At 66.1% G+C, this 21,751-nt stretch carries 15 protein-coding genes and 2 riboswitches; of the genes, 8 read left to right on the top strand and 7 right to left on the bottom strand.

Going from position 1 to position 21,751, the window contains the following annotated elements; all coding sequences use genetic code 11:
• Nucleotides 1–3: 3 nt before the first annotated feature.
• The 4 genes from cobW to BM244_RS04160 all read right to left on the bottom strand — a co-directional run bounded on the left by cobW (nt 4) and on the right by BM244_RS04160 (nt 6,411).
• Complete coding sequence (cobW, locus tag BM244_RS04145) at nt 4–1,041, bottom strand: cobalamin biosynthesis protein CobW (protein WP_093397551.1); 1,038 nt, start codon at nt 1,039–1,041, stop codon at nt 4–6.
• Between the two features lie 107 nt (nt 1,042–1,148).
• A riboswitch (cobalamin riboswitch) is annotated at nt 1,149–1,364 on the bottom strand.
• 55 nt (nt 1,365–1,419) lie between these two features.
• Nucleotides 1,420–2,409 carry a HoxN/HupN/NixA family nickel/cobalt transporter gene (locus tag BM244_RS04150; RefSeq protein ID WP_093398105.1) on the bottom strand — a complete coding sequence of 330 codons (990 nt, stop codon included), beginning with the start codon at nt 2,407–2,409 and terminating at the stop codon, nt 1,420–1,422.
• 226 nt (nt 2,410–2,635) lie between these two features.
• Nucleotides 2,636–2,853: riboswitch (cobalamin riboswitch) on the bottom strand.
• A gap of 75 nt (nt 2,854–2,928) precedes the next feature.
• The gene (locus tag BM244_RS04155) at nt 2,929–4,998 is read right to left on the bottom strand and encodes an alpha/beta hydrolase family protein (protein WP_093397552.1); all 2,070 of its coding nucleotides are present in this window, start codon (nt 4,996–4,998) and stop codon (nt 2,929–2,931) included.
• 42 nt (nt 4,999–5,040) lie between these two features.
• Nucleotides 5,041–6,411, bottom strand: a complete 1,371-nt coding sequence (locus BM244_RS04160; RefSeq protein WP_093397554.1) for a cytochrome P450 — start codon at nt 6,409–6,411, stop codon at nt 5,041–5,043.
• A 104-nt stretch (nt 6,412–6,515) separates the two neighbouring features.
• On the opposite strand from BM244_RS04160, the gene BM244_RS04165 reads away from it, so the two are divergent.
• On the top strand, nt 6,516–7,295 hold the full coding sequence (locus BM244_RS04165) for an SDR family NAD(P)-dependent oxidoreductase (protein ID WP_093397555.1): 780 nt from the start codon (nt 6,516–6,518) through the stop codon (nt 7,293–7,295).
• Nucleotides 7,296–7,549: 254 nt separating this feature from the next.
• Here BM244_RS04165 and BM244_RS04170 read toward each other — a convergent pair whose 3' ends face one another.
• Entirely contained in the window at nt 7,550–9,169 is a 1,620-nt protein-coding gene (locus tag BM244_RS04170; protein ID WP_093397557.1) for a choline dehydrogenase, read from the bottom strand.
• A gap of 55 nt (nt 9,170–9,224) precedes the next feature.
• Nucleotides 9,225–9,797: a TetR/AcrR family transcriptional regulator gene (locus tag BM244_RS04175; protein ID WP_175518043.1), complete on the bottom strand. Its 573-nt coding sequence runs from the start codon at nt 9,795–9,797 to the stop codon at nt 9,225–9,227.
• Nucleotides 9,798–9,893: 96 nt separating this feature from the next.
• On the opposite strand from BM244_RS04175, the gene BM244_RS04180 reads away from it, so the two are divergent.
• The 7 genes from BM244_RS04180 to BM244_RS04210 all read left to right on the top strand — a co-directional run bounded on the left by BM244_RS04180 (nt 9,894) and on the right by BM244_RS04210 (nt 19,725).
• Nucleotides 9,894–11,147 carry an acetyl-CoA C-acetyltransferase gene (locus BM244_RS04180; protein WP_093398106.1) on the top strand — a complete coding sequence of 418 codons (1,254 nt, stop codon included), beginning with the start codon at nt 9,894–9,896 and terminating at the stop codon, nt 11,145–11,147.
• Nucleotides 11,147–12,685, top strand: coding sequence for an acyl-CoA synthetase (locus tag BM244_RS04185; RefSeq protein ID WP_093397560.1), 1,539 nt, complete (start codon nt 11,147–11,149; stop codon nt 12,683–12,685). Before BM244_RS04180 ends, BM244_RS04185 begins: the two co-directional genes overlap by 1 nt.
• Nucleotides 12,682–13,779 (top strand): acyl-CoA dehydrogenase family protein, encoded by a 1,098-nt coding sequence (locus BM244_RS04190; RefSeq protein ID WP_093397561.1) that lies wholly within the window; start codon nt 12,682–12,684, stop codon nt 13,777–13,779. Before BM244_RS04185 ends, BM244_RS04190 begins: the two co-directional genes overlap by 4 nt.
• Before the next feature lie 25 nt (nt 13,780–13,804).
• Nucleotides 13,805–15,025, top strand: coding sequence for an acyl-CoA dehydrogenase family protein (locus BM244_RS04195; RefSeq protein WP_093397562.1), 1,221 nt, complete (start codon nt 13,805–13,807; stop codon nt 15,023–15,025).
• 87 nt (nt 15,026–15,112) lie between these two features.
• On the top strand, nt 15,113–15,676 hold the full coding sequence (locus tag BM244_RS04200) for a hypothetical protein (RefSeq protein ID WP_093397563.1): 564 nt from the start codon (nt 15,113–15,115) through the stop codon (nt 15,674–15,676).
• Nucleotides 15,677–15,718: 42 nt separating this feature from the next.
• Nucleotides 15,719–17,137 carry a coniferyl aldehyde dehydrogenase gene (locus BM244_RS04205; protein WP_093397564.1) on the top strand — a complete coding sequence of 473 codons (1,419 nt, stop codon included), beginning with the start codon at nt 15,719–15,721 and terminating at the stop codon, nt 17,135–17,137.
• Between the two features lie 179 nt (nt 17,138–17,316).
• Entirely contained in the window at nt 17,317–19,725 is a 2,409-nt protein-coding gene (locus tag BM244_RS04210) for a TonB-dependent receptor (protein WP_093397565.1), read from the top strand.
• Nucleotides 19,726–19,770: 45 nt separating this feature from the next.
• On the opposite strand, the gene BM244_RS04215 is transcribed toward BM244_RS04210, so the two are convergent.
• Entirely contained in the window at nt 19,771–21,750 is a 1,980-nt protein-coding gene (locus BM244_RS04215; RefSeq protein WP_093397567.1) for a PAS domain-containing hybrid sensor histidine kinase/response regulator, read from the bottom strand.
• Nucleotide 21,751 lies beyond the last annotated feature (1 nt).

The raw sequence follows: 21,751 nt of genomic DNA on the forward strand, positions 1-21,751 counted from the left end.
GCCTCAGCCGTCCAGCGCGGCCTTGATACGGGCCTCGTCGATCCGGTCGTGTTCCGCGATCACCACCAGCTGCGTGCGGCGTGGTTCGTTCGCGCGCCATGGGCGGTCGTATTGCGTGCGGACGCGCGCGCCGACCGCCTGGACTAGGAGGCGCATCGGCTTGCCGGTGACGGCGGCGTATCCCTTCACGCGGAGGATGTCGGCGCTGCGGGCGAGTGCCTCGATCTTCGCGGTGAGGTCGGCGGGGTCGGCGATTTCGCCCAGCTCGACGACGACGCTGTCGAAATCGTCATGCTCGTGATCGTCCTCGCCGTCGTGATGCGAGGGGCGGCTGGCGATGTCGTCCTCGGCGGCGGCGTTGAGGCCGAGGATCACGCGGGGATCGATGATGCCGTCTGTCAGATCGATCACCGGGAGCGGTTTTGCGGACTCCGCTGCGATCACCGCGCGCGCCTTGGCGACACCTTCGGGTCCGGCAAGATCGACCTTCGTCAACAGCACGAGATCGGCGCATGCGAGCTGGTCCTCGAATACCTCCGACAAGGGCGTTTCGTGATCGACGCTCGGGTCGGCGGCGCGCTGCGCGTCGAGCGCCGCCACATCTGGTGCGAAGCGACCGGCGGCGACTGCCTCGGCGTCGGCGAGCGCGATGACGCCGTCGACAGTGATGCGCGACCGGATCGCGGGCCAGTCGAACGCCTTCAGCAGCGGTTTCGGCAGCGCGAGCCCGGAAGTCTCGATGAGGATGTGATCGGGGCGCGGATCGAGTGCGAGCAGCGCCTCCACGGTCGGGATGAAGTCGTCCGCCACCGTGCAGCAGATGCAGCCGTTCGCGAGTTCGATCACGTTCTCGGCGGGGCAATCGGGGATCGCGCAGCCCTTCAGTATGTCACCGTCGATGCCGAGCGTGCCGAATTCGTTGACGACGACCGCGAGGCGGCGACCGCCGGCGTTGCGGATCAGGTGGCTGATGAGCGTGGTCTTGCCGGCTCCGAGGAAGCCGGTGACGATGGTGACGGGGACCTTCGAAAGGTCAGACATTGCTATTCTCCTCGACGTCTAAAAGCGCACGCACGCACGACCTTTCGGTCGCGCGCGTTCGTCGCTCAGACGGAGTACCGTGCCGCGACCACCCCCTGGGTCATGGCAAGAGCGACCATTGCGCTGGCAGGTCTCCTGGCTCGCGGGTCGAAGCTCGACGTACGCCTTCCCAGGTTTCCCCAGTGGCTGCCCCTCACGCGGAGGGACGTGTACATCTCGCTCACCGCTTACAGTTGCAGGGACAGCCGCGGCATTGGGAGGCGAACCTCCCGCACCGCATTCCCATTCAAGCCTCGAAAGGCACCGGCGCGATCAACGAGGATCGGTCGAACCAACCCTCTGTCGGGCGACTTAAAGGACTTTCCGCGATGCCGCCAGCTATCCGTGCGTGACTTCGATCTCGTCGAAGCGTTTCCAGCGATAGATTGCGAAGCTCAGGACCCAGCACAGGACGAACAGCCCGATGATCGCGAAGCCGAGGCCGTTGAAATTCTCGCCGAGCGCCGTTGCGACGTCCCATATGCCGCCGGTGAAGCCGAGCTTCGATCCGAGCAACGCGAGCGTCTCGATCCCGCCGATCGCGATCGCGACGATCGCGGAGATCAGGGTGATGGTGATGTTGTAATAGAGTTTGCGGATCGGCTTCACGAACGCCCATTCATAGGCGCCGAGCATGACGACGCCGTCAGCCGTGTCCACTAGCGCCATCCCGGTCGCGAACAGCACGGGAAGAACGAGGACGACGCCGATCGAGAGACCGTCCGCGGCTTGGCTGGCGGAAAGGCCGAGGATGGCGACTTCGGTGGCGGTGTCGAACCCGAGCCCGAACAGGAAGCCGAGCGGCGCCATGTGCCAACTCCGCGTCACCAGCCGGAACATCGGCTGGAACAGCCGCGCGAGCAGGCCGCGGTTGCCGAGCAGCAGGTCGAGATCCTCTTCGACGTAGGTGCCGCCGCCGCGGACATGACCGAAGGTGCGCCAGACCGAGCGGAGGATGATCAGGTTCATCGCCGCGATCGTGAACAGGAATACCGCGGAGATGATGGTGGCGATCACGCCGCCAACCTGTTTGAACGCCTCGAACTGCGACAGCGCGGTCGCGGTCAGCGCGATCGCGACGGCCGCGATCAGCACGATGCCGGAATGGCCGATCGCAAACCAGAAGCCGACCGCGATCGGACGCTGGCCGTCCTGCATTAGCTTGCGCGTCACGTTGTCGATCGCCGCAATGTGATCCGCATCGACAGCGTGCCGCAGACCAAGGCCCCATGCGAGCAGCGCGGTGCCCAGCATCAGTGGTTGGGCATGGAACAGCGAGAACGCCCAGCCCCATGCGGCGATGTTGGCTGCGACTAGCGCGGCGAACATCCAGCCGATGCGCTTGCGGGTGGATGTTCGCGTCGGTCTCTCGATCGTCAAAGTCGTCATGCAAAAACCCCGAGCGTCCGACGAGGACCGGGGCCTGCCGCGAACGGCCGGGAAGTGCGACGACCGGACGCCATGAGCGGCCGACGCACGACGCCGATGCGGCCCCCGCCACATGGTCGTCGCTCAGACGGCGTTCACCGTGCCTCGGCCACCCCCTGGACCGGGACAAGAGCGACCAGACGCCGGCAGGTCTCCTGGCTCGCGGGTCAAGGCTCGGCGCATCACCTTCCCAGGCTTTTCGCCCAGTGGCTGCCCTCGCTAAAAGGGCTCGTGCGCTTCGCTCGCCGCTTACAGTTGCAGGGACAGCCGCGGCATAGGACGGCGAACCGTCCGCACCGCATTCCCAATCAAGCCCTTCCGGGCACCGACGCGATCACGGGAAACGGCTGGAAGCCGCGTCCCGCACGATCGGTACCGCGCTTTGGCAATCGTGCCAAGTTCGGCGACGTGTCCACCGGGTCAGTTGGCCCTTGTCGATACTGGCGCTACCGTCGGTTTCCGGTATCGATCGAACCAGGCGATGATGGCCGACGCCTTCGCAGCGGATTGGGACGGCCGTGCAGCGAGGCCACCGTGGCTGGCGCCCGGCACCTTCACCAGCGCGGTCGGGACGCCCTGGATCTGAAGCGCCGCGTAGTATTGCTCGGACTCACTGACCGGCGTTCGGTAATCGTCCTCGCCGACCACGACCAGGGTCGGCGTCTTGACGTTGCCGACCAAGCTCAGCGGCGAGCGGTTCCAGTAGCTCATCGGGTCCTCCCACGGCAGCTTGGTGAACCAGTAGCGCGAGGTGAATAGCGTGGCGTCCATCGTCAGCGCCTCGCTGATCCAGTTGATCACCGGCTTCTGCGTCGCGGCCGCCTTGAACCGGTCGGTCTTGCCGACAATCCACGCGGTCAGCAGCCCCCCGCCCGATCCGCCGGTCACGAACAAATTGTCCGGATCGGCGGTGCCGTCCTTGATCGCCGCGTCGACCGAGGCGATCAGGTCATCGTAATCGGCGGCGGGATAGGTCTTGTCGATCAGGTTCGCGAATTCGGCGCCGTAGGAGGTCGAGCCGCGCGGGTTAGTCCAGAGCACTGCATAGCCGGCGGCGGCGTAGAGCTGCATGTCGGTCGCGAAGCCGGGGCCATAGGCAGCGTTCGGACCGCCGTGGATCTCGAGGATCAACGGCACGCGCTGGCCCGCGACGCGGCCCGGCGGGGTGGCGAGCCATGCGTCGATCGGGCGACCATCGGGCGCGGTCACCGCGATCTTTCGGACCTGTGCGAGCGCCTTGGATCCAATCAGCACTGCGTTGAGCGTCGTCAGGCGGCGCGGTTTGCCGCCCGCCAGCACCCAGACGTCGGCGGGCGTGCTCGCGTCACCGCCGGTGTAGGCGATCGTGCCGCCCTTCGAGACCGAGAACTCGCCGCCGGTATAGGGCCGGTCGAGTCCGCCGCCCGCGACGTTGTCGATCAGGGGCGTGACGCGGCCGTCGAGACCGATCCGCGCGACGCGGCGCTGGCCGTGGTCGTCATAGCTCGCATACAGGCTGCGGCCATCGGCGGACCACACCGCGTCCTCGATCGCGCGATCGAGCGTGGCGGTCAGCGAGCGTGGAGTGGCGGCGTCGCGGTCGCCGACATAGAGCTGCGTGTTCTCGTAGCTGCGGCGCTTGTCGTCGAAACCGAGCCAGGCGATCTTGCTGCCGTCGGGCGACACGCGCGGCTGCGCATCGGGACCGTCGCGCGTCGTCAGCGTCCGCATCGTGCCGCTCGTCGCATCGACCGCGATCACGTCGGAGTTCATTACTTGCCGGTCGGCGGCGGGCCCGCGGATCGCGGCGAAGACGATGCTGCGGCCGTCGGGCGTCCAAGACAGCGGGCCGCCATCGTCGAACTTGCCGTATGTCAGCTGCCGCGCGGCGCCGCCGTCGGCACCGACCACGAAGAGATGGTCGTAGCCCGGCTTCACATAGCCCGGCCCGTCGTTGCGGTAGTTGACGCGGTCGATGATCGTCAGCGGCTCGGCCCATTTCGCGCCCTCGGGCTTGGGCGGCTGCGTGCCGAGCTTGGTCCCCTCGCCCGCCACCGTCGCGATATAGGCGAGCTTGGTCCCGTCCGGCGACCAGGCGAGCGCCTGCGGACCGCCGGGGAAACTCGTCACGCGCGCGCTCTGGGCGCCGCCGATCCAGCGGACAAACAACTGCGATCCCTCTCCGTCGCGCGCAGCATAGGCAATCTTGGCCCCGTCGGGCGACCAGCGCGGGCTGCTGCCGTCGGTGGCGAACGGTGTCTGGCGACCGCTCGCGACGTCGATCAGCCAGAGCGAGGACTGCATTGTGTCGGTCATTACGTCGCCGGTGCGGCGGACATAGACGATCGTCTTGCCGTCCGGGCTGATCTGCGGGTCGGCCGCGATCGTCAGGCCGAACAGGTCGCTCCCGGTAAAGCTCCGCGTCGGACCGTCAGGTACCGGCGCGGTCGGCTGTTGCTGGGCAAAGGCAGGCGTCGCCGCGAGCAGAAGGAGGGCAAGGGTCAAGCGCAACGGATGGCTCCTTCGAATGAACCGCCCGACGATGACATACTCCTACGTCGAGGCAAGCGGCACGAAGATCACCGGCAGGCCGTCCTTCGGCCGCGGGATCGGAAAGACCTGCCACGCGTCGCCGCTGCCCGCCGCCGCCTCGATGCGGTAGCGCGTGAGCAGATGCGCGATCAGCAGCCGCATCTGCATCGTCGCGAAATGCAGCCCGATGCACATGTGCGCGCCGCCGCCGAACGGCACCCAGGCGAACCGGTGGCGGCCCTTCGACGCCTCGGGCGTGAACCGCAGCGGGTCGAAGCGGTCGGGATCGGGCCAATGCTCGGCCATCCGGTGCGTATAGGTGATGCCGGTGCCGACGTTCGTGCCTGCCGGAATATCATACCCGCCGAAGCTGAAATCCTTGAGCGCACGCCGCGGGATGGACGGAACCGGCGGCATCATCCGCAGCGATTCCTTGAACGCGTATTCGGTGAGGACAAGGCGATCGAGTTGCTCGGTCAGTGGCACGTCCGGGTCGAGCGACGCGACCTCCTCGCGGAGCCGCTCCTGCCAGTCCGGGTTGCGCGCGAGCAGCATGACCAAGCTGGTCGCAGACGAGGTGATCGTGTCGTGCGCGGCCATCATGAGGAAGTTCATGTGGTCAGCGATCGCCAGCGCGGTCAGCGGCGCGCCGTCGTCATCGGTCGCGCGGCAGAATTGCGAGAAGAAATCCTGCCCGTTTCCGGTACGTCGTACCGGGATTTCACGCTCGAAGAAGTCGACCAGATAGGCGCGGGCGCGGACCCCTTTGCGCATCTGCGTGCCGGGCCAGGGTTTGCGGATCGGCGAGACGCTTGCCTGCACCTCGTCGACGAACGCCTGGTTGATCCGGTCCGCCTCCGCGCCGAGCGGCACGCCGAGGAAGCTGGTCGCGGCAAGATCTAGCGTCAGTTTCTTTACCGCATCGTAGAAGCGCAGGGTCTGCCCGGCCCAGCCGGCGATCGCGGCCTGGATTCCCGCATCGAGTTCGATCGCATAATGCCGCATCGGCTCGGGCTTGAACGCCACCGACAGCGTCTTTCGGTCGGCGCGATGCTTGTCGAAATCCATCAGCATGAGGCCACGCGGGAACAGCATGTTGAGGAGCGGCCCCCAGCCCTGTTCGGACGAGAAGATCTTGTCGCGATCGAACAGCACCAGTTCGTTCGCGTCTGGACCGAGCAGGTTGACCCCGGTGCCGCCTAGGGCTCGGTTGCGATAGACGGGGCCGTACCGCGCTACCATGCCCTCCGAGAACGCGATCGGATCGGCCAGTAGTTTGAACGTGTTGCCGACGAACGGCAGGCCGTTGCTGCCCGGGATATGATCGAGCGCGCCCTTGGCCTGGCGCGGGAGCCAGTGCGGACTGGCGTTCTGCAACATGGCGTGGCTCATCGACGGATCCTCAACGACATGCCGGCTTGGCAAGCCTCGAATACCGGCATAACTAATGTTCTGCAACCGGGGCGCGGATCCTGGGGCTTTGATAGGAGAGATGCATGGACCTCGCAAACAGTGCCGCCGTGGTGACCGGCGGCGCGTCGGGCCTAGGCGCGGCGACCGCGCGCGCGCTGGCCGCCAAGGGCGCGAAGGTGGCGATCTTCGACCTCCAGGCGGACAAGGGCGAAGCGCTGGCCGCGGAGATCGGCGGCGTTTTTTGCAAGGTCGACGTCACGTCCGACGACAGCGTCGATGCGGGGTTCGCGGCGGCGCGCGCGGCGCATGGCCAGGAGCGGATCCTGGTCAATTGTGCGGGCACGGGGAATGCGGCGAAGACTGCGGGGCGATCGAAGCAGGACGGCTCGATCAAGCATTTCCCGCTCGATGCGTTCGACCGGATCATCCAGATCAACCTCGTCGGCACGTTCCGTTGTCTCGCGAAATCGGCGGCTGGGATGCTGACGTTGGAGCCGGGTGAAGACGGCGAGCGTGGGGCGATCGTTAATACCGCGAGTGCTGCGGCGGAGGATGGTCAGATGGGGCAAGCCGCCTACTCGGCGTCGAAGGCCGGCGTGGTCGGGATGACCTTGCCGATTGCGCGCGACCTGATGAGCGAGGGGATTCGGGTTAATACGATCCTGCCGGGGATCTTCGACACACCGTTGCTGGCGGCCGCGCCGCAGCAGGTGCGCGATGCGCTGGCGGCGTCGGTACCGTTTCCCAAGCGCTTGGGGCGGCCGGAGGAGTTTGCGGCGCTGGCGCTGACGATGATCGAATGCGGGTATTTCAATGGGGAGGATGTGCGGCTGGATGGCGCGATCCGGATGGCGCCGCGTTAAGATCGACCACCCCCTCCCCCTGGCCAAGTCGCTGCAAGCCGCCCCTCTCCCAGAAGGGAGAGGGGAGACGCCAATGGGGGCACGGATAAGGATGGTCCCGGTTCACAGCCCTTCTCCACCCCGGCGGAGGCCGGGGCCCAATTGGGGGACGTTGCTAACTAAGGGCTGCGCTTCGTTACTACGGCCTTTCCAATTGGGCCCCGGCCTTCGCCGGGGTGGTGCCTCGTAGCTGGGGTGATGCTTGGTAGCGGCCCTCAGGCCGCCCGCGCCAGTTGCCGCCCCTTGATCATGTCCGCGGCCTTCTCCGCGATCATGATCGTCGGCGCGTTGGTGTTGGACCCGATCAGCGTCGGCATCACCGAGGCGTCCACCACCCGCAACCCCTGAAGCCCGCGCACGGCCAAGGTCGCATCGACCACTGCCAGCGCATCGTCCGCAGCGCCCATCTTACACGTCCCGACCGGGTGGTAGATCGTCTCCGCCGTCCGCCTTACCCAGGCGTCGATCTCGTCATCGGTCCGCACGTCCTCGCCCGGCGACAATTCCCCCGCCCGGTAGGGATCGAGCGCCGCCTGCCGCGCCACATCGCGGCCGATCCCGACGCAGGCACGCATCACTCGGCGATCCTCCGCGGTCGCGAGATAGTTCGCGGCAATCGTCGGATCCGCGAACGGGTCGGCCGAGCGCAACCCGATCCGTCCGCGGCTCTCCGGCCGCAACTGGCAGAGATGCAACGTGAAGCCGTCCTCGGTCGCCTTCACCTTGCCGTGGTCCTGCATGATCGCGAGCACCGCGTGGATCTGCACGTCGGGCCGCGACAGCCCCTCGCGCGACGACACGAACGCGCCAGCCTCGAGGAACTGCTGCCGCCCCGCGCCCTTGCCACGCAACAGGTAATTGAGCCCGACGCCGATCATCCCGACACCCTTGGTCATCGCGTAGCCGGTTCGCAGCCCGCGCGATTTCCAGTTCATCACGACATCAAGATGGTCCTGCAGATTCTCGCCGACGCCGGGCAGCGCGTGCACCACGCCGACCCCCGCCGCAGTCAGCCGGTCGGGATCGCCGATTCCCGACAGCTGGAGGATATGCGGCGACTGCACCGCGCCCGCGCACAGCAACACTTCGCGCGTAGCGGTCACGCTCTCGGTCCGCCCGCCCTTGTCGAGGACGTAGTCGACGCCGACCGCACGCCCCCTCTCGATCCGGATCCGCGTTGTCCGCGCGCCCGTCACGCAAGTCAGGTTGCGCCGCGTCAGCACCGGCCGCAGATACGCCGCTGCCGTGCTCCAGCGCTTCCCATCCGCAACGGTCAGGTCGTAGCGCCCGAACCCCTCCTGGCTCGCGCCGTTGAAATCCTCGGTAACCGGATAGCCTGCCTGCCGCCCGGCCTCGACCAGCGCGTCGTAGAACGGGCTGTCGGACTCGCCGCCCGAGATCGTCAGCGGACCGCCGCCGCCATGCAAACGGCATTCACCGCGATGATGCCCTTCGAGCCGCTTGAAATAGGGCAGCACGTCGTCGAACGACCAACCGGGCAAGCCCATTTGCCGCCACTCGTCATAGTCCTGCGGATGCCCCCGCGTGTAGATCATGCCGTTGATCGACGAGCTGCCGCCCAGCCCCTTGCCGCGCGGCCACCACAGACGACGGTCGTCGAGATGCGGCTCGGGCTCGGTCGAGAAGCCCCAGTTGCTCGCATTCTTGCTCTTGATGAGTTCGCCGACGCCGGCGGGCATCCGCACCAGGACGCCATCGTTGCGGCCCCCCGCTTCGAGCAGCAGCACCGTCACCGCCGGATCCTCGGTCAGTCGCGCGGCGAGCACGCAGCCGGCCGAGCCCGCGCCGATAATTACGTAGTCATACGTCTGCATGCCCGCATCCTCTTGTTCACGCTCCGTTTTTACGGAGTCGCGTCAGTTCGCTACGCTAGCGCTCGCACAGCAAGGTCAGCAATCCCTCACGCAACACGCTACGCTCTATCCCCTCGTCTGCATGGACCTGGCTGAGACCGATCGCCAGCAGCGCATAGCCGCGAATGCCGGCTTCGACCGGCTCGAACCCATGGGCGGCCAGTTCGGCGATCAGGAACGCCATCACCTTGTCGTCATGGTCGCGGATCGCCGCCGCCGCCCGCACGTCGCTTTTCCCCCAGGCCCGCATCGCCAGCGCCAGCTGGGCCATGTCGTGATCGCGGACATGATCCGCAAACGCACGGATCCGCTCGACCGGCGAAAGATCCGACGCGGAGAGCGATACGATCAAGGGGTCGATATGCGCCTCGACGAAATACCCCGCGAGCGCCGCATGATACCCATCGAAGTCCCTGAAATGATGATAGAAGCTACCCGTCGATGCGCCCAGCGTCTGCGCCAGGCCGCGAAGTTTCAGCGCGCGCAGCCCGCCATCCTTCAACAGCTGTAGGCCAATTTCCAACCAGTCGCGCGGTGCCAGATCGCCACGCGGCACCGCCGCCTCTTCCACCAATACCCTGCTTGACAAGCCATTCCCCATAACGAATGTTACGCCGTACCGACGCCGGACGCAATCCGGCTTCAGGCACCACGACCGAACCGGCGGGTGCAACAGGAGAGCGATGTGGCCGAGGCACTGATCATCGACGCCGTCCGTACCCCACGCGGGATCGGCAAGACCGGCAAGGGCGCCCTTGCGCACATGCACCCCCAACACCTAGCCGCGACCGTCCTGAAGGCGATTGCCGAACGAAACAAGCTGGATACCGCCGATGTCGACGACATCATCTGGTCGACCTCGACGCAGCGTGGCCAGCAGAGCGGCGATCTTGGGCGGATGGCGGCGCTCGACGCAGGCTATGACGTGAAGGCGAGCGGGACGACCCTCGACCGGTTCTGTGGCGGCGGGATCACTGCGGTGAACTTCGCCGCGGCGCAGATCATGAGCGGGATGGAAGACCTCGTCATCGCCGGGGGCACCGAGATGATGTCGCTGACCACGACGATGATGCAGGACGACATGGCGGCGGGGAAGCGACCGCTCGGGATCGGCTCGGGTAACGCGAGACTTGATGCCGCACACCCGCAATCGAACCAGGGCATCTGCGCTGACGCGATTGCCAGTATCGAGGGGATCGACCGCGAGACGCTCGAAGCGCTCGGGCTCGAGAGCCAGCGCCGGGCCGCGGTGGCGATCGCCGAAGGGCGGTTCGATCGCAGCCTCGTCCCGGTCACCGACGATACCGGTGCGCTGGTGCTCGAAAAGGACGAATATCCCCGCCCCGACACCACCGCCGAAGGCCTCGCCGCGCTGCGCCCCTCGTTCACCGGGATCGCTGACATTCCGCTCGACGAGAAGGGCACGACGTACCGCAAGCAGATCAACCGCCGCTATCCCGATCTGGAGATCGCGCATGTCCATCACGCTGGCAATTCATCGGGCGTGGTCGATGGCGCCGCCGCGATTCTCCTCGCCAGCGCCGACTATGCTGCCAAGCATGGCCTCAAACCGCGCGCGCGGATCGTCGCGATGGCGAACATGGGCGACGACCCGACGCTGATGCTCAACGCCCCCGTCCCCGCCGCGCGGAAAGTGCTGGCGAAGGCCGGGCTCACGGTCGACGACATCGACCTGTGGGAGATCAACGAGGCGTTCGCGGTGGTCGCCGAGAAGTTCATCCGCGACCTGAAGCTCGACCGCGACAAGGTAAACGTCAACGGTGGCTCGATTGCGCTCGGCCATCCGATCGGTGCGACCGGCGCGATCCTGATCGGCACGATATTGGACGAGCTCGAACGCCGGGACCTCAAGCGCGGGCTCGTGACGATGTGCGCGGGCGGCGGGATGGCGCCGGCGATCATCATCGAGCGCGTCTGATGCACCCCGTCGCGCACGCACTGACGACGCCCGACAAGCCCGCCTACATCATGGCGGCGACGGGCGAGACGGTGACGTATCGCGACCTGGACGAGCGGGCGAACCGGGGCGCGCATCTGCTCCGCTCGCTCGGGCTGAAGCGCGGCGACGGCATTGCGGTGCTGATGGACAATTCGCCGAGGTATCTCGAGGTGATGTGGGCGGCCGAACGCACCGGCGTCTACTGCACCGGCCTCTCGTCGAAACTTACCGCGAGCGAGGCGGCGTACATCATCCGCGACGGCAATTGTCGCGTGCTGATCGTAAGCAAGGGCTGCGCGGAGGTTGCCGCCGCGCTGATGCCGATGCTCGATGACGTGCGCCGCTACGTCGTCGACGGCGCGATCGACGGGTACGCGTCTTACGAAGCCGCGCGCGACGCGAAGCCCGCCACGCCCATTGCCGACCCTTCCCCCGGCGGCATCCTGCTCTATTCTTCCGGCACCACCGGCAAACCCAAGGGCGTCAAGCACGCGCTGTCCGACGAGCCGTTCGGGACCAACGTCTCGCCGCTCGTGATGCTCGGCAAGGGGCTGTACGGGTTCACGCCCGAGATGGTCTATCTCTCGCCCGCGCCGCTCTATCACGCCGCGCCCTTGCGTTGGTCGATGGCGGTGCACCAGGTCGGCGGCACCGTCGTCGTGATGGAGCATTTCGACCCCGAGGCCGCGCTCGCCGCGATCGAGAGGTTCCACGTCACGCACGCGCAATGGGTGCCTACGCACTTCATCCGCCTGCTGAAACTCCCGCCCGAAGTCCGCGCCCGTTACGACGTGTCGTCGCTGAAGGCAGTCTGGCACGCCGCCGCCCCCTGCCCGCTGCCGGTCAAGCAGGCGATGATCGACTGGTGGGGCCCGATCATCGGCGAATATTACGCCGGTACCGAAGGCAACGGGTTCTGCGCGATCTCCAGCGCGGAATGGCTGACGCACAAGGGCTCGGTTGGCCGCAACCTGACCGCGCAGACGATGATCTGCGACGAGGCTGGCAACGCATTGCCCCCGCGCGCGGAGGGCGACGTGTATTTCGCGGGCGGCGGTGCGTTCGAATATCACAACGATCCGGCCAAGACCGCGGAGGCCGCCAACGCGCATGGCTGGACGACGCTCGGCGATGTCGGCTGGCTCGATGAGGAGGGCTACCTCTACCTCACCGACCGCAAGAGCTTCATGATCATTTCGGGCGGCGTGAACATCTATCCCGCCGAGATCGAGAACCTCCTCGTTACGCATCCGAAAGTCGCCGACGTCGCGGTGATCGGCGCGCCTGACGACGAGATGGGCGAACAGGTGGTGGCGATAATCTGCCCCGCCGACCCCACCGAAGACCGCGCGCAGCTCGCGGCCGAACTCAGCGCGTTCGCCCGCGCTAACCTCAGCCACGTCAAGGCGCCGCGCCGGATCGACTTTCGCGACACGCTGCCGCGGCACGAGACGGGCAAGCTCTACAAGCGCCTGCTCCGCGACGAATATTGGGCGCAAGCCAAGGAGTCCGCATGAACTTCGATTATTCCGACGACCAGAAATTCCTCAAGGACGAAGCGCGCAAGTTCCTCGGCGCGCATTGCGGCAGCGACCGGGTCCGCGCCGTGCTAGACGACTCCGCCAAAGTGTATGACGCGGACCTGTGGAAAGCGGTCGGCGCACAGGGCTGGCTCGGCGCTGCGATCCCCGAGGAGTTCGGCGGACTAGGCCTCGGCCATATCGAACTCTGCGCGATCGCCGAGGAACTTGGCCGCGCCTGCGCACCGATCCCGTTCGCCTCGACCGTCTATTTCGCCGCAGAAGCGCTGATGCTCTACGGCACCGACACTCAGAAGGTCAGGTGGCTGCCGAGGATTGCGGCGGGCGACGTGATCGGCGCATTCGCCACCTCGGAGGGCGCCGGCCCGGTCACCGCACGCTCGATCCGCACCACCGTTTCCGGCGGCAAGCTCACCGGCGAGAAGATCCCCGTCACCGATGGCGACGTCGCCGACCTGATCGTCGTCCTAGCCCGCGACGGCCTCTACCTCATCGAAAAGGGCGTTGGCGTTACTGCGGAAGTCCTCGAAACGCTCGACCCGACGCGGAGCGCCGCCCGCCTCACCTTCACCGACGCCCCTTGCGAGAAGCTCGGCACCGACGACGGCATTACCGCGATGCAGGCAGTGTTCGACCGTGCCGCCGTACTCCTAGCCTTCGAGCAGCTCGGCGGCGCGGATCGCTGTCTCGACATGGCGAAGGGCTACGCGCTCGATCGGTATGCCTTCGGCCGGCAGATCGGCGGCTATCAGGCGATCAAGCACAAGCTCGCCGACATGTACGTGAAGAACGAACTCGCGCGCTCCAATGCCTATTACGGCGCGTGGGCGCTGAACGCGGGCGCTGCGGAATTGCCGCTCGCCGCCGCCACCGCGCGCGTCGCCGCGTCCGACGCATACTGGTTCGCGTCGAAGGAGAACATCCAGACGCATGGCGGGATGGGCTTCACCTGGGAGTCCGACTGCCACCTCTATTACCGCCGCTCGCGCCAGCTCGCGCTCGTCGCCGGCAGCCCCGCCGCCTGGCGCGAACGCCTCGTCGGTCAACTCGAAATGCGCAACGCCGCCTAGCCGGGCCGCCTGATCGGAGTAGCACATGGACTTCAAGGACAGCGACGCCGAAGCCACCTACCGCGCCGCCGCGCGCGACTGGCTCGACGCAAATATCGCCGAGCATGACGCGGGCAATTACCCCGACGACATGGCCAAGGCGAAGGCATGGCAGGCGCGCAAAGCGGCCGGCGGCTATGCGTGCATCACCTGGCCGCAGGAATGGGGGGGCGGCGGTGGCACCCCGATCGAAAGCGTCATCTTCGGGCAGGAAGAGGCGAAGCACGCGGTCGACGGCAGCTATTTCACAATCGGCCTCGGCATGTGCGTGCCGACCGTGATGGCCTATGCCGACGACGCGACCAAGCACCGCTTCGTCGGCCCCGCGGTGCGCGGCGACGAAATCTGGTCGCAGCTCTTCTCCGAACCCGCCGGCGGCTCCGACGTCGCCGCGATCCGGACGCGTGCGGTGCGCGCCAAAAATGCGGACGGCAGCGACGAGTGGGTGATCAACGGCCAGAAGGTCTGGACCTCGGGCGCACATTACAGCGACTATGGCATCGTCCTGGTCCGCACGAATCCCGACGTGCCGAAGCACCAGGGCCTGACGATGTTCTGGCTCGACCTGAAGGCGCCGGGGATCGAGATCCGCCCGATCCACCAGATGTCCGGTGGGTCGAGCTTCAACGAAGTGTGGTTCAACGACGTCCGGATATCCGATGCGCAACGCCTCGGCCCAGTCGACGGCGGCTGGAAGGTCGCGCTGTTCACGCTGATGAACGAGCGTCTCGCGATCGGCACGAGTGGCGGCGTCGGGCCCGAGGACATCCTCGCCTTCGCCGCGCAGGCCAATGGCGCGGACGGCCCGCTGCTGAAGGACACCGCGTTCCGCCAGACGCTTGCCGACTGGTGGGTGCAATCGGAGGGCCTGCGCAACACCCGGATGCGGACGATCACCGCGCTGTCGAAGGGCCAGGTGCCGGGGCCCGAAAGCTCGATCGGCAAGATCGTCGCCGCCAACCAGTTGCAGGCGATCGGCAACACCGCAGTCGAGGCGGGCGATCAGTACGGCATCATATCCGACCCCGCGCTCACCCCGCTTAAAGGCGCCTTCCACGCCGCGACGATGTGGGCGCCCGGCCTGCGCATCGCCGGTGGCACCGACGAGATCCTCAAGAACATCATAGCCGAACGCGTGCTCGGCCTCCCTGGTGAAATTCGCGTCGACAAGGATCAGGCGTTCCGGGATTTGCCTGTCGGCGCGTGAGTCTAGCACCTGTCGCGAGAGCGTGTAGGTTGACGCCGGTATCAGGCCGTACCGGGCGAACACAGCCGGGGTGAATGGGAGAAAGCGATGTTGCTCTTGCTGGCTTTCGTAACGACAGCGGCCGTTCCACCCGCGGACGAGCGTGCCTTGCGGTTGATCAAAGTATACGACGATATCTGTCTTAACCGCTTTCTGGATGACAAGGCAGTCGAGGCGATGATGGTCGCACGAGGTGCGCGAGAACTGTCCCAATCCGACGTGAAGGTGACGATGCTGGATGATCCTGCACGTGCGTGGGACCTGAACGATAAGGGTGCGACGTTATGGATCGAGTATCCGCCCTTCCATGCCTGCTCCGTCCGTTGGAGCGCGCCGGATATCGGCAACTTGGATGCCTATCGGGCCATCGCGAAAACCTATGAAAACGCAATCGGCGGGTTCGTCCCGATCAAACCTTGGGACGATGATCAGGGCGACATTCACATTCACGCCGTCGGCGAGACGCGCACGCTGCCGGACAGGACGAGCGAGTCCTTGTTCTTCTTCGAGCAAAGGATCACCGATCCGAAACGACGGGCAGCGGGAGAAACCGGCTTCTCGCTCAGGTTCGTCCACCAATATGCGCCGCCCGAACCTCCGGCAGTGAACTGACAACCTGACCTATTCGAGCCTGTAGCTCTCGAGGACACCTAAATGACGCATATGCAGACCATCCTCGCCGACCAGCGCGAAGCGTTCATGGCGGATCTCCCCGTTTCCAAGGCCGTCCGTCTAGACCGCCTAAAGCGCGCCGCGGCGATGGTGCGGGATAACGCTGTGCAGTTCTGTGACGCGGTGTCGGAGGATTTCGGGCATCGTAGCCGCGAGCAGACGATGATCACCGATATCGGTGCCTCGCTCGCACCGATCGCGCATGCCGCCAAGCACCTCGACCGCTGGATGAAACGCGAGCGGCGCGCGGTCCAGTTCCCGCTGGGGCTGCTCGGCGCAAAGGCTTGGGTCGAGTATCAACCCAAGGGTGTCATCGGCATCATCGCGCCGTGGAATTTCCCGGTTAACCTGTTGATGGCGCCGCTCGCGGGGGTGCTCGCGGCGGGCAATCGCGCGATGGCGAAGACGAGTGAGTACACGCCTGCCACGGCCGCGCTGTTCGAAGCGCTCGTACCGAAATACTTCGCGCAGGACGAACTCGCGATCGTCACCGGCGGTGCGGATGTCGGGAAGGACTTCGCCGCGCTCCCGTTCGACCACCTGATCTTCACCGGTGCAACCGCGATCGGCCGTCACATCCTCCACGCCGCCGCCGACAACCTTACGCCCGTCACGCTCGAACTCGGCGGCAAATCACCCGTGATCCTCGGCGCATCGGCGGACATCGCGCGCGCGACCGAACGCGTGACGCTCGGCAAGATGATGAATGCCGGGCAGATCTGCCTCGCGCCCGACTATCTCCTCGTTCCGTCGGCAGATGAAGCCGAGGTCGTTGACGGCATCAGGGCGGCGGCGAGCGCCATGTATCCGACGTTGCTCGCGAACCCCGATTATACGTCGGTGGTCAACGATCGCCATCACCAGCGCCTCACCGACTGGATTGCCGATGCGAAAGCAAAAGGCGCAACCGTCGAGGTCGTGAACCCGGCGAACGAGGATTTTGGCGCCGCCAACTCGCGAAAGATGCCGTTGCACATTGTCCGCGACGCGACCGACGACATGATCGTGATGCAGGAGGAAATCTTTGGCCCGGTCCTGCCCGTCCGCCGCTACGACGGGATCGACGATGCCATCGCGCAGGTGAACCGCCGCGACCGCCCGCTCGGGCTGTATTATTTCGGCAGCGACGAAGCGGAGCGCCGCCGCGTAATGGACCGGACGATCTCGGGCGGCGTGACGATCGACGATGTGATCTTCCACGTCTCGATGGAGGACCTCCCCTTTGGTGGCAGCGGCCCGTCCGGGATGGGCGCGTATCACGGCATCGACGGCTTCCGCACGTTCAGTCACGCGCGCGCGGTCTTCAAGCAAACGCGGCTCGACGTCGCCAAGCTCGCCGGCCTCAAGCCGCCTTATGGTGCCGCTGCCGCAAAGACGATCGCGCGAATGATGCGCGGGTAATAGCGGTCTTATTGGCCTCTTGAAGTAACCGGCGACCCCTCCCCGCCCCGCGATAGAGGCGTTCAGGTCACTACCGTAACAATATCGCCGATCGTCTCGAAACCGTCTTCGATCTGTCGCCGACGCGTAACGCGGATCGGCAAAGGGCCGCTGAGCGCCGTCGCGCTTCAGGGGACATCATGCAGACCATATCGTCGCTTTTCGCCGGTGTCGCACTCGCGGCGCTCGCCACGCCTGCCGCCTTCGCCCAGGCAGCGCCGGAAGCCGCACCGGAAACCCAGGTAGGCGCGCCGGCAGATGTCCAGGCCGCTCCGGTACCTGAGGCTTCGGCGGATATCGTCGTGCTCGGTTTCGGCCAGAGCCGTCAGGTCCAGAGCGTCAGCGCAGTCGACCTCGCGCGCCTCACCCCCGGATCGAGCCCGCTCAAGGCGATCGAGAAGCTTCCCGGCGTCAATTTCCAGGCGTCCGACCCGTTCGGCGCGTATGAATGGGCGGTTCGCATCTCGCTGCGTGGGTTCAACCAGAACCAGCTCGGCTTCACGCTCGACGGCGTGCCGCTCGGCGACATGAGCTACGGCAACGTCAACGGCCTCCACATCAGCCGCGCGATCATCTCCGAGAACGTCGCCCGCACCGAAGTCGCGCAGGGCGCCGGTGCGCTCGGCACTGCTTCGACCAGCAATCTCGGCGGCACGATCCAGTTCTTCAGCGACAAACCGCGCGATACCGCGAACGTCACCGGCGGCGGCACCTATGGCTCCGATAACACGTATCGCGGCTATGCACGGCTCGACACCGGCGACCTCGGCGGCGGCCTGAAGGGCTATCTGAGCTATGGCTACCTCACCACCGACAAGTGGAAGGGCGATGGCGTCCAGCGCCAGCACCAGGCCAACGGCAAGATCGTCAAGGATCTCGGTGCGTTCGGCAGCCTGTCCGCGTTCGTGAACTTCTCCGATCGCCGCGAGCAGGATTACCAGGATCTCAGCTACGACATCATCAGCCGTCGCGGCCTGCGCAACGACAACATCGCCAACAATTATCCGCTCGCTCTGCAGATTGGGAAAACCTACCAGAACCAGGCGGCGCTCGCGAGCTACACCAAGGCGAACAACGGCTCTTCGGTGGGCTTCGTTGCGCCATGGGCCGGTACCGGCACGACCTTCCCGGCCGGGTTCGGCACCGTCGACGATGCGTATTTCGATGCCGGTGGCGTCCGGCGCGACTATCTCGGCGGCGTTACGCTGAATGCGAACCTGACGCCCGAGCTGACGATGGTCACGACCGGCTATTATCACGACAACAAGGGCCAGGGATCGTGGATCACGCCCTATGCGCAGACCCCGGCGGGGGCGCTCAACCAGGACGGCAGTGCGATCACGGCGACCAGCCCGCTCAGCTTCCGGACGACCGAATACAGCATCAAGCGTGGCGGCGCGCTGAGCAATATCGCGTACGAGACGGGCGCGAACACCTTCGAAGTCGGCGGCTGGCTTGAGACCAATACTTTCACGCAGGCGCGGCGCTTTTACGGCATGACCGACAGCGCAACACCGAACCGCGACGTGCTCGATTTCCAGAAAAATCCGTTTGCGACGCAGTGGGACGGCAAATACGGCACCGACACGATGCAGTATCACGTCGAGGATACGTTGAAGCTTGCGGGCGACCGGCTGATCGTCAACGCCGGGTGGAAGGGCGCCTATGTCGTCAACAGCGCGACGATGCTGCCCGACACGACGTCGCCACTCGCGGTCGGTCGCATCTCGGCGAAGGACTGGTTCCAGCCGCAGGCCGGCATCCTGTTCAAGCTGACCCCGGCGGCCGAAGTGTTCGCGGACTATACCGAGAACATGCGCGCGTTCGTGTCGTCGGCGACCACCGGGCCGTTCGCGGCGACGCAGGCCGGCTTCAACGCCGTCCGCGGGCGCCTCAAGCCCGAGCGATCGAAGACCGCGGAAGGCGGCGTCCGCTTGCATAGCGGACCGTTCCAGGCGTCGGCAGTCGGCTATTATGTCGACTTCTCGAACCGCCTGCTCGCCTTTGCCAACGGCGTCGGCATCCTCGGCAACGCCCCGACGCTCAACAACGCGGGCAGCGTGCGCACGTACGGCGCGGAAGTCTCCGCCAATTACCGCGTGTTCCGCCCGCTCTCGCTGTTCGCGAGCTATTCCTACACCAACGCGGAATACCAGGACACGGTCACCGACGCCTCCGGCTCTGTCCAGGTCCGCAAGGGCGACACCGTCGTCGACACGCCCAAGCACATGGTCAAGGGCGAGATCGTGCTCGAACAGTCGGGCTTCACCGGCCGGGTCGGCGCGGATTACATGAGCAAGCGCTACTTCACCTACCTCAACGACCAGTCGGTGCCGAGCCGCGTGCTGGTCGATGCCAGCATCGGCTACCGCTTCGAAGGCGACGGCGCGATGCACGGCGTTGCGATCGAGGGCAACGTGACCAACCTGACCAACAAGAAGTATATCTCAACGATCGGTTCGAACGGCTTCACCGCGAGCGGCGACAACCAGACGTTGCTCGCCGGCGCGCCGCGGCAGTTCTTCGTCTCGTTGAAGAAGGGCTTCTAAACTTCGAACACGTACCGGACCGGGCGAGGTTCGCCCGGTCCGGTATCACTCGACCGCGCGCAGCTTGGGGCGCCCCGGCGGCGACGTGCGCAACAGGTCGTCGACACGCGCGGCAAGATCGGTTTGGCGAAACGGCTTCGAAAGACGGATGACGCCTTCGGGCACGTCCTCGCCCGCCGCCGCATAGCCTGTAACCAGCAAGGCCGGGATGCGATTTCCCGACGACCACAATTCGGCGATGAGCTGTCCGCCGGTCATGCCAGGCATCAGATAGTCGCTGACCAGTATGTCCGCATCGACGCCCGACCGGATCGCCGACAGCGCCTGGCTGGCGGAAGATACTTCGACAACGACATAGCCGATATCGCGCAACATGTCGGCGGTGGCCGCGCGTACGAGGTCCTCGTCGTCGACCAGCAAGACCTTGGCCGCACGGCGGGCGATGACCGGCTCGGCGGTATTCTCGACGGTGTCGGTGGCCACCTCGTCGGTTGCAGGCAGCCACAGTTCGACGGTCGTGCCCGAACCGGGTTCGCTCGTCAGGCGAAGCGTACCGCCCGACTGCGCGGCAAGGCCATGGACCATCGACAGCCCGAGCCCGGTACCCTTGCCGACGCCCTTGGTGGAGAAGAACGGCTCCGTCGCACGGGCCAGAGTCGCGCGATCCATGCCGACGCCGGTATCGATCGCCGCAATCCGGACGTAGCGGTCCGGTGCGAGGCCGACCACGTTGCGCTCGTCGACCACGACCTCGCTGACGGTCAGGGTGAGCTTGCCGCCACCGGGCATCGCGTCGCGCGCATTGATAGCGAGATTGAGCAGCGCCAGTTCGAGCTGGTTGGGATCGACGCGAGCCGACGAAAGATGCCGCGGAATTTCGATTGTTACCGCGATCGAGGGCCCGAGCGACCTTCGCATCAAGTCGACGAGTCCGTCGATCAACGCGCCGATGTCGACCGCGCGTGGTTGCAAAGCCTGCCGCCGGGCGAACGCAAGAAGTCGCTGGGTCAACGTCGCAGCCCGCTCCGCCGCCTGCAACGCGCCACCGATCATTCGCTGCGTACGCTCGTCATCCTTGTGCCGCCTACGCAGCAGATCGAGACTGCCGACGATTGGCGTCAGCAGATTGTTGAAATCATGTGCGACACCACCGGTGAGTTGGCCGATGGCATCCATCTTCTGCGCCTGCGCGAGCTGCGCATCGGCTTCCTTGCGATCGGTGACGTCGGAGACCACGCCGGTCATCCGCGATGCCTTGCCGGCATCGTCATACTGGACCCTGCCCTTGGCGACCAACCACCGGGACGCCCCGTCAGCCGCATCGATGCGGTACTCGACGTCGATGCTGCCGGTTCGCGTCGCCTCGGTCATCGCGCGCGTGACGGTACCGCGTTGCTTGACGTCGATGTGGCTCAGGAACGTTTCCATGGTCCAGTCGGGCCGGCCTTCCGGATAGCCGTAGATCGCATCGTGGCGGAGCGTCCGACGGGATTCACCGGTCGTCAGGTCGATGTCCCAGCTGCCCATACCTGCGGCCTCGAGCGCGATCTCCAGGCTTTCGCGCGCGGATCGCAATTCGCTGGTCCGGTCGAGCACCGCACGTTCGAGCGTCACAGCGACGTCGCGCAACTCATACTGCCGTCGCCGCGCCGTCAGCGCCGACCGGATCGCGCCCAGCATCGCCTCGGCATGCAGCGGCCGCTCGAGTAGCAGGACGTTGCCGAGGTCGGTGAGGCGTTGAGTCGCGCGCGCCGTCCGCGGCGTCCTCGTGCCGTTTGCCAAGACGACGAACTGTATGTCCGCCCAGTTAGGCTGCGTCGCAACCCATTCGGCAAGCGGCGCGACTTCCTCGGTCGCCAGCGCTTCCTCGGTCAGCATCACCGCGCCCGCGCCCTTGGAGAGCTGGGCAATGAGGTCCATCTGGTCGCGACACACGTAAGCGACGATATCGTTCCGGCCGAGCAGGTCCGACGCGATCGCCGCATCGCGCCCGCGGGGCGCCAGTATCAGGACGCGATCGTCCATG

The sequence above is a fragment of the Sphingomonas sp. OK281 genome (assembly GCF_900115295.1).
GTDB lineage: Bacteria > Pseudomonadota > Alphaproteobacteria > Sphingomonadales > Sphingomonadaceae > Sphingomonas.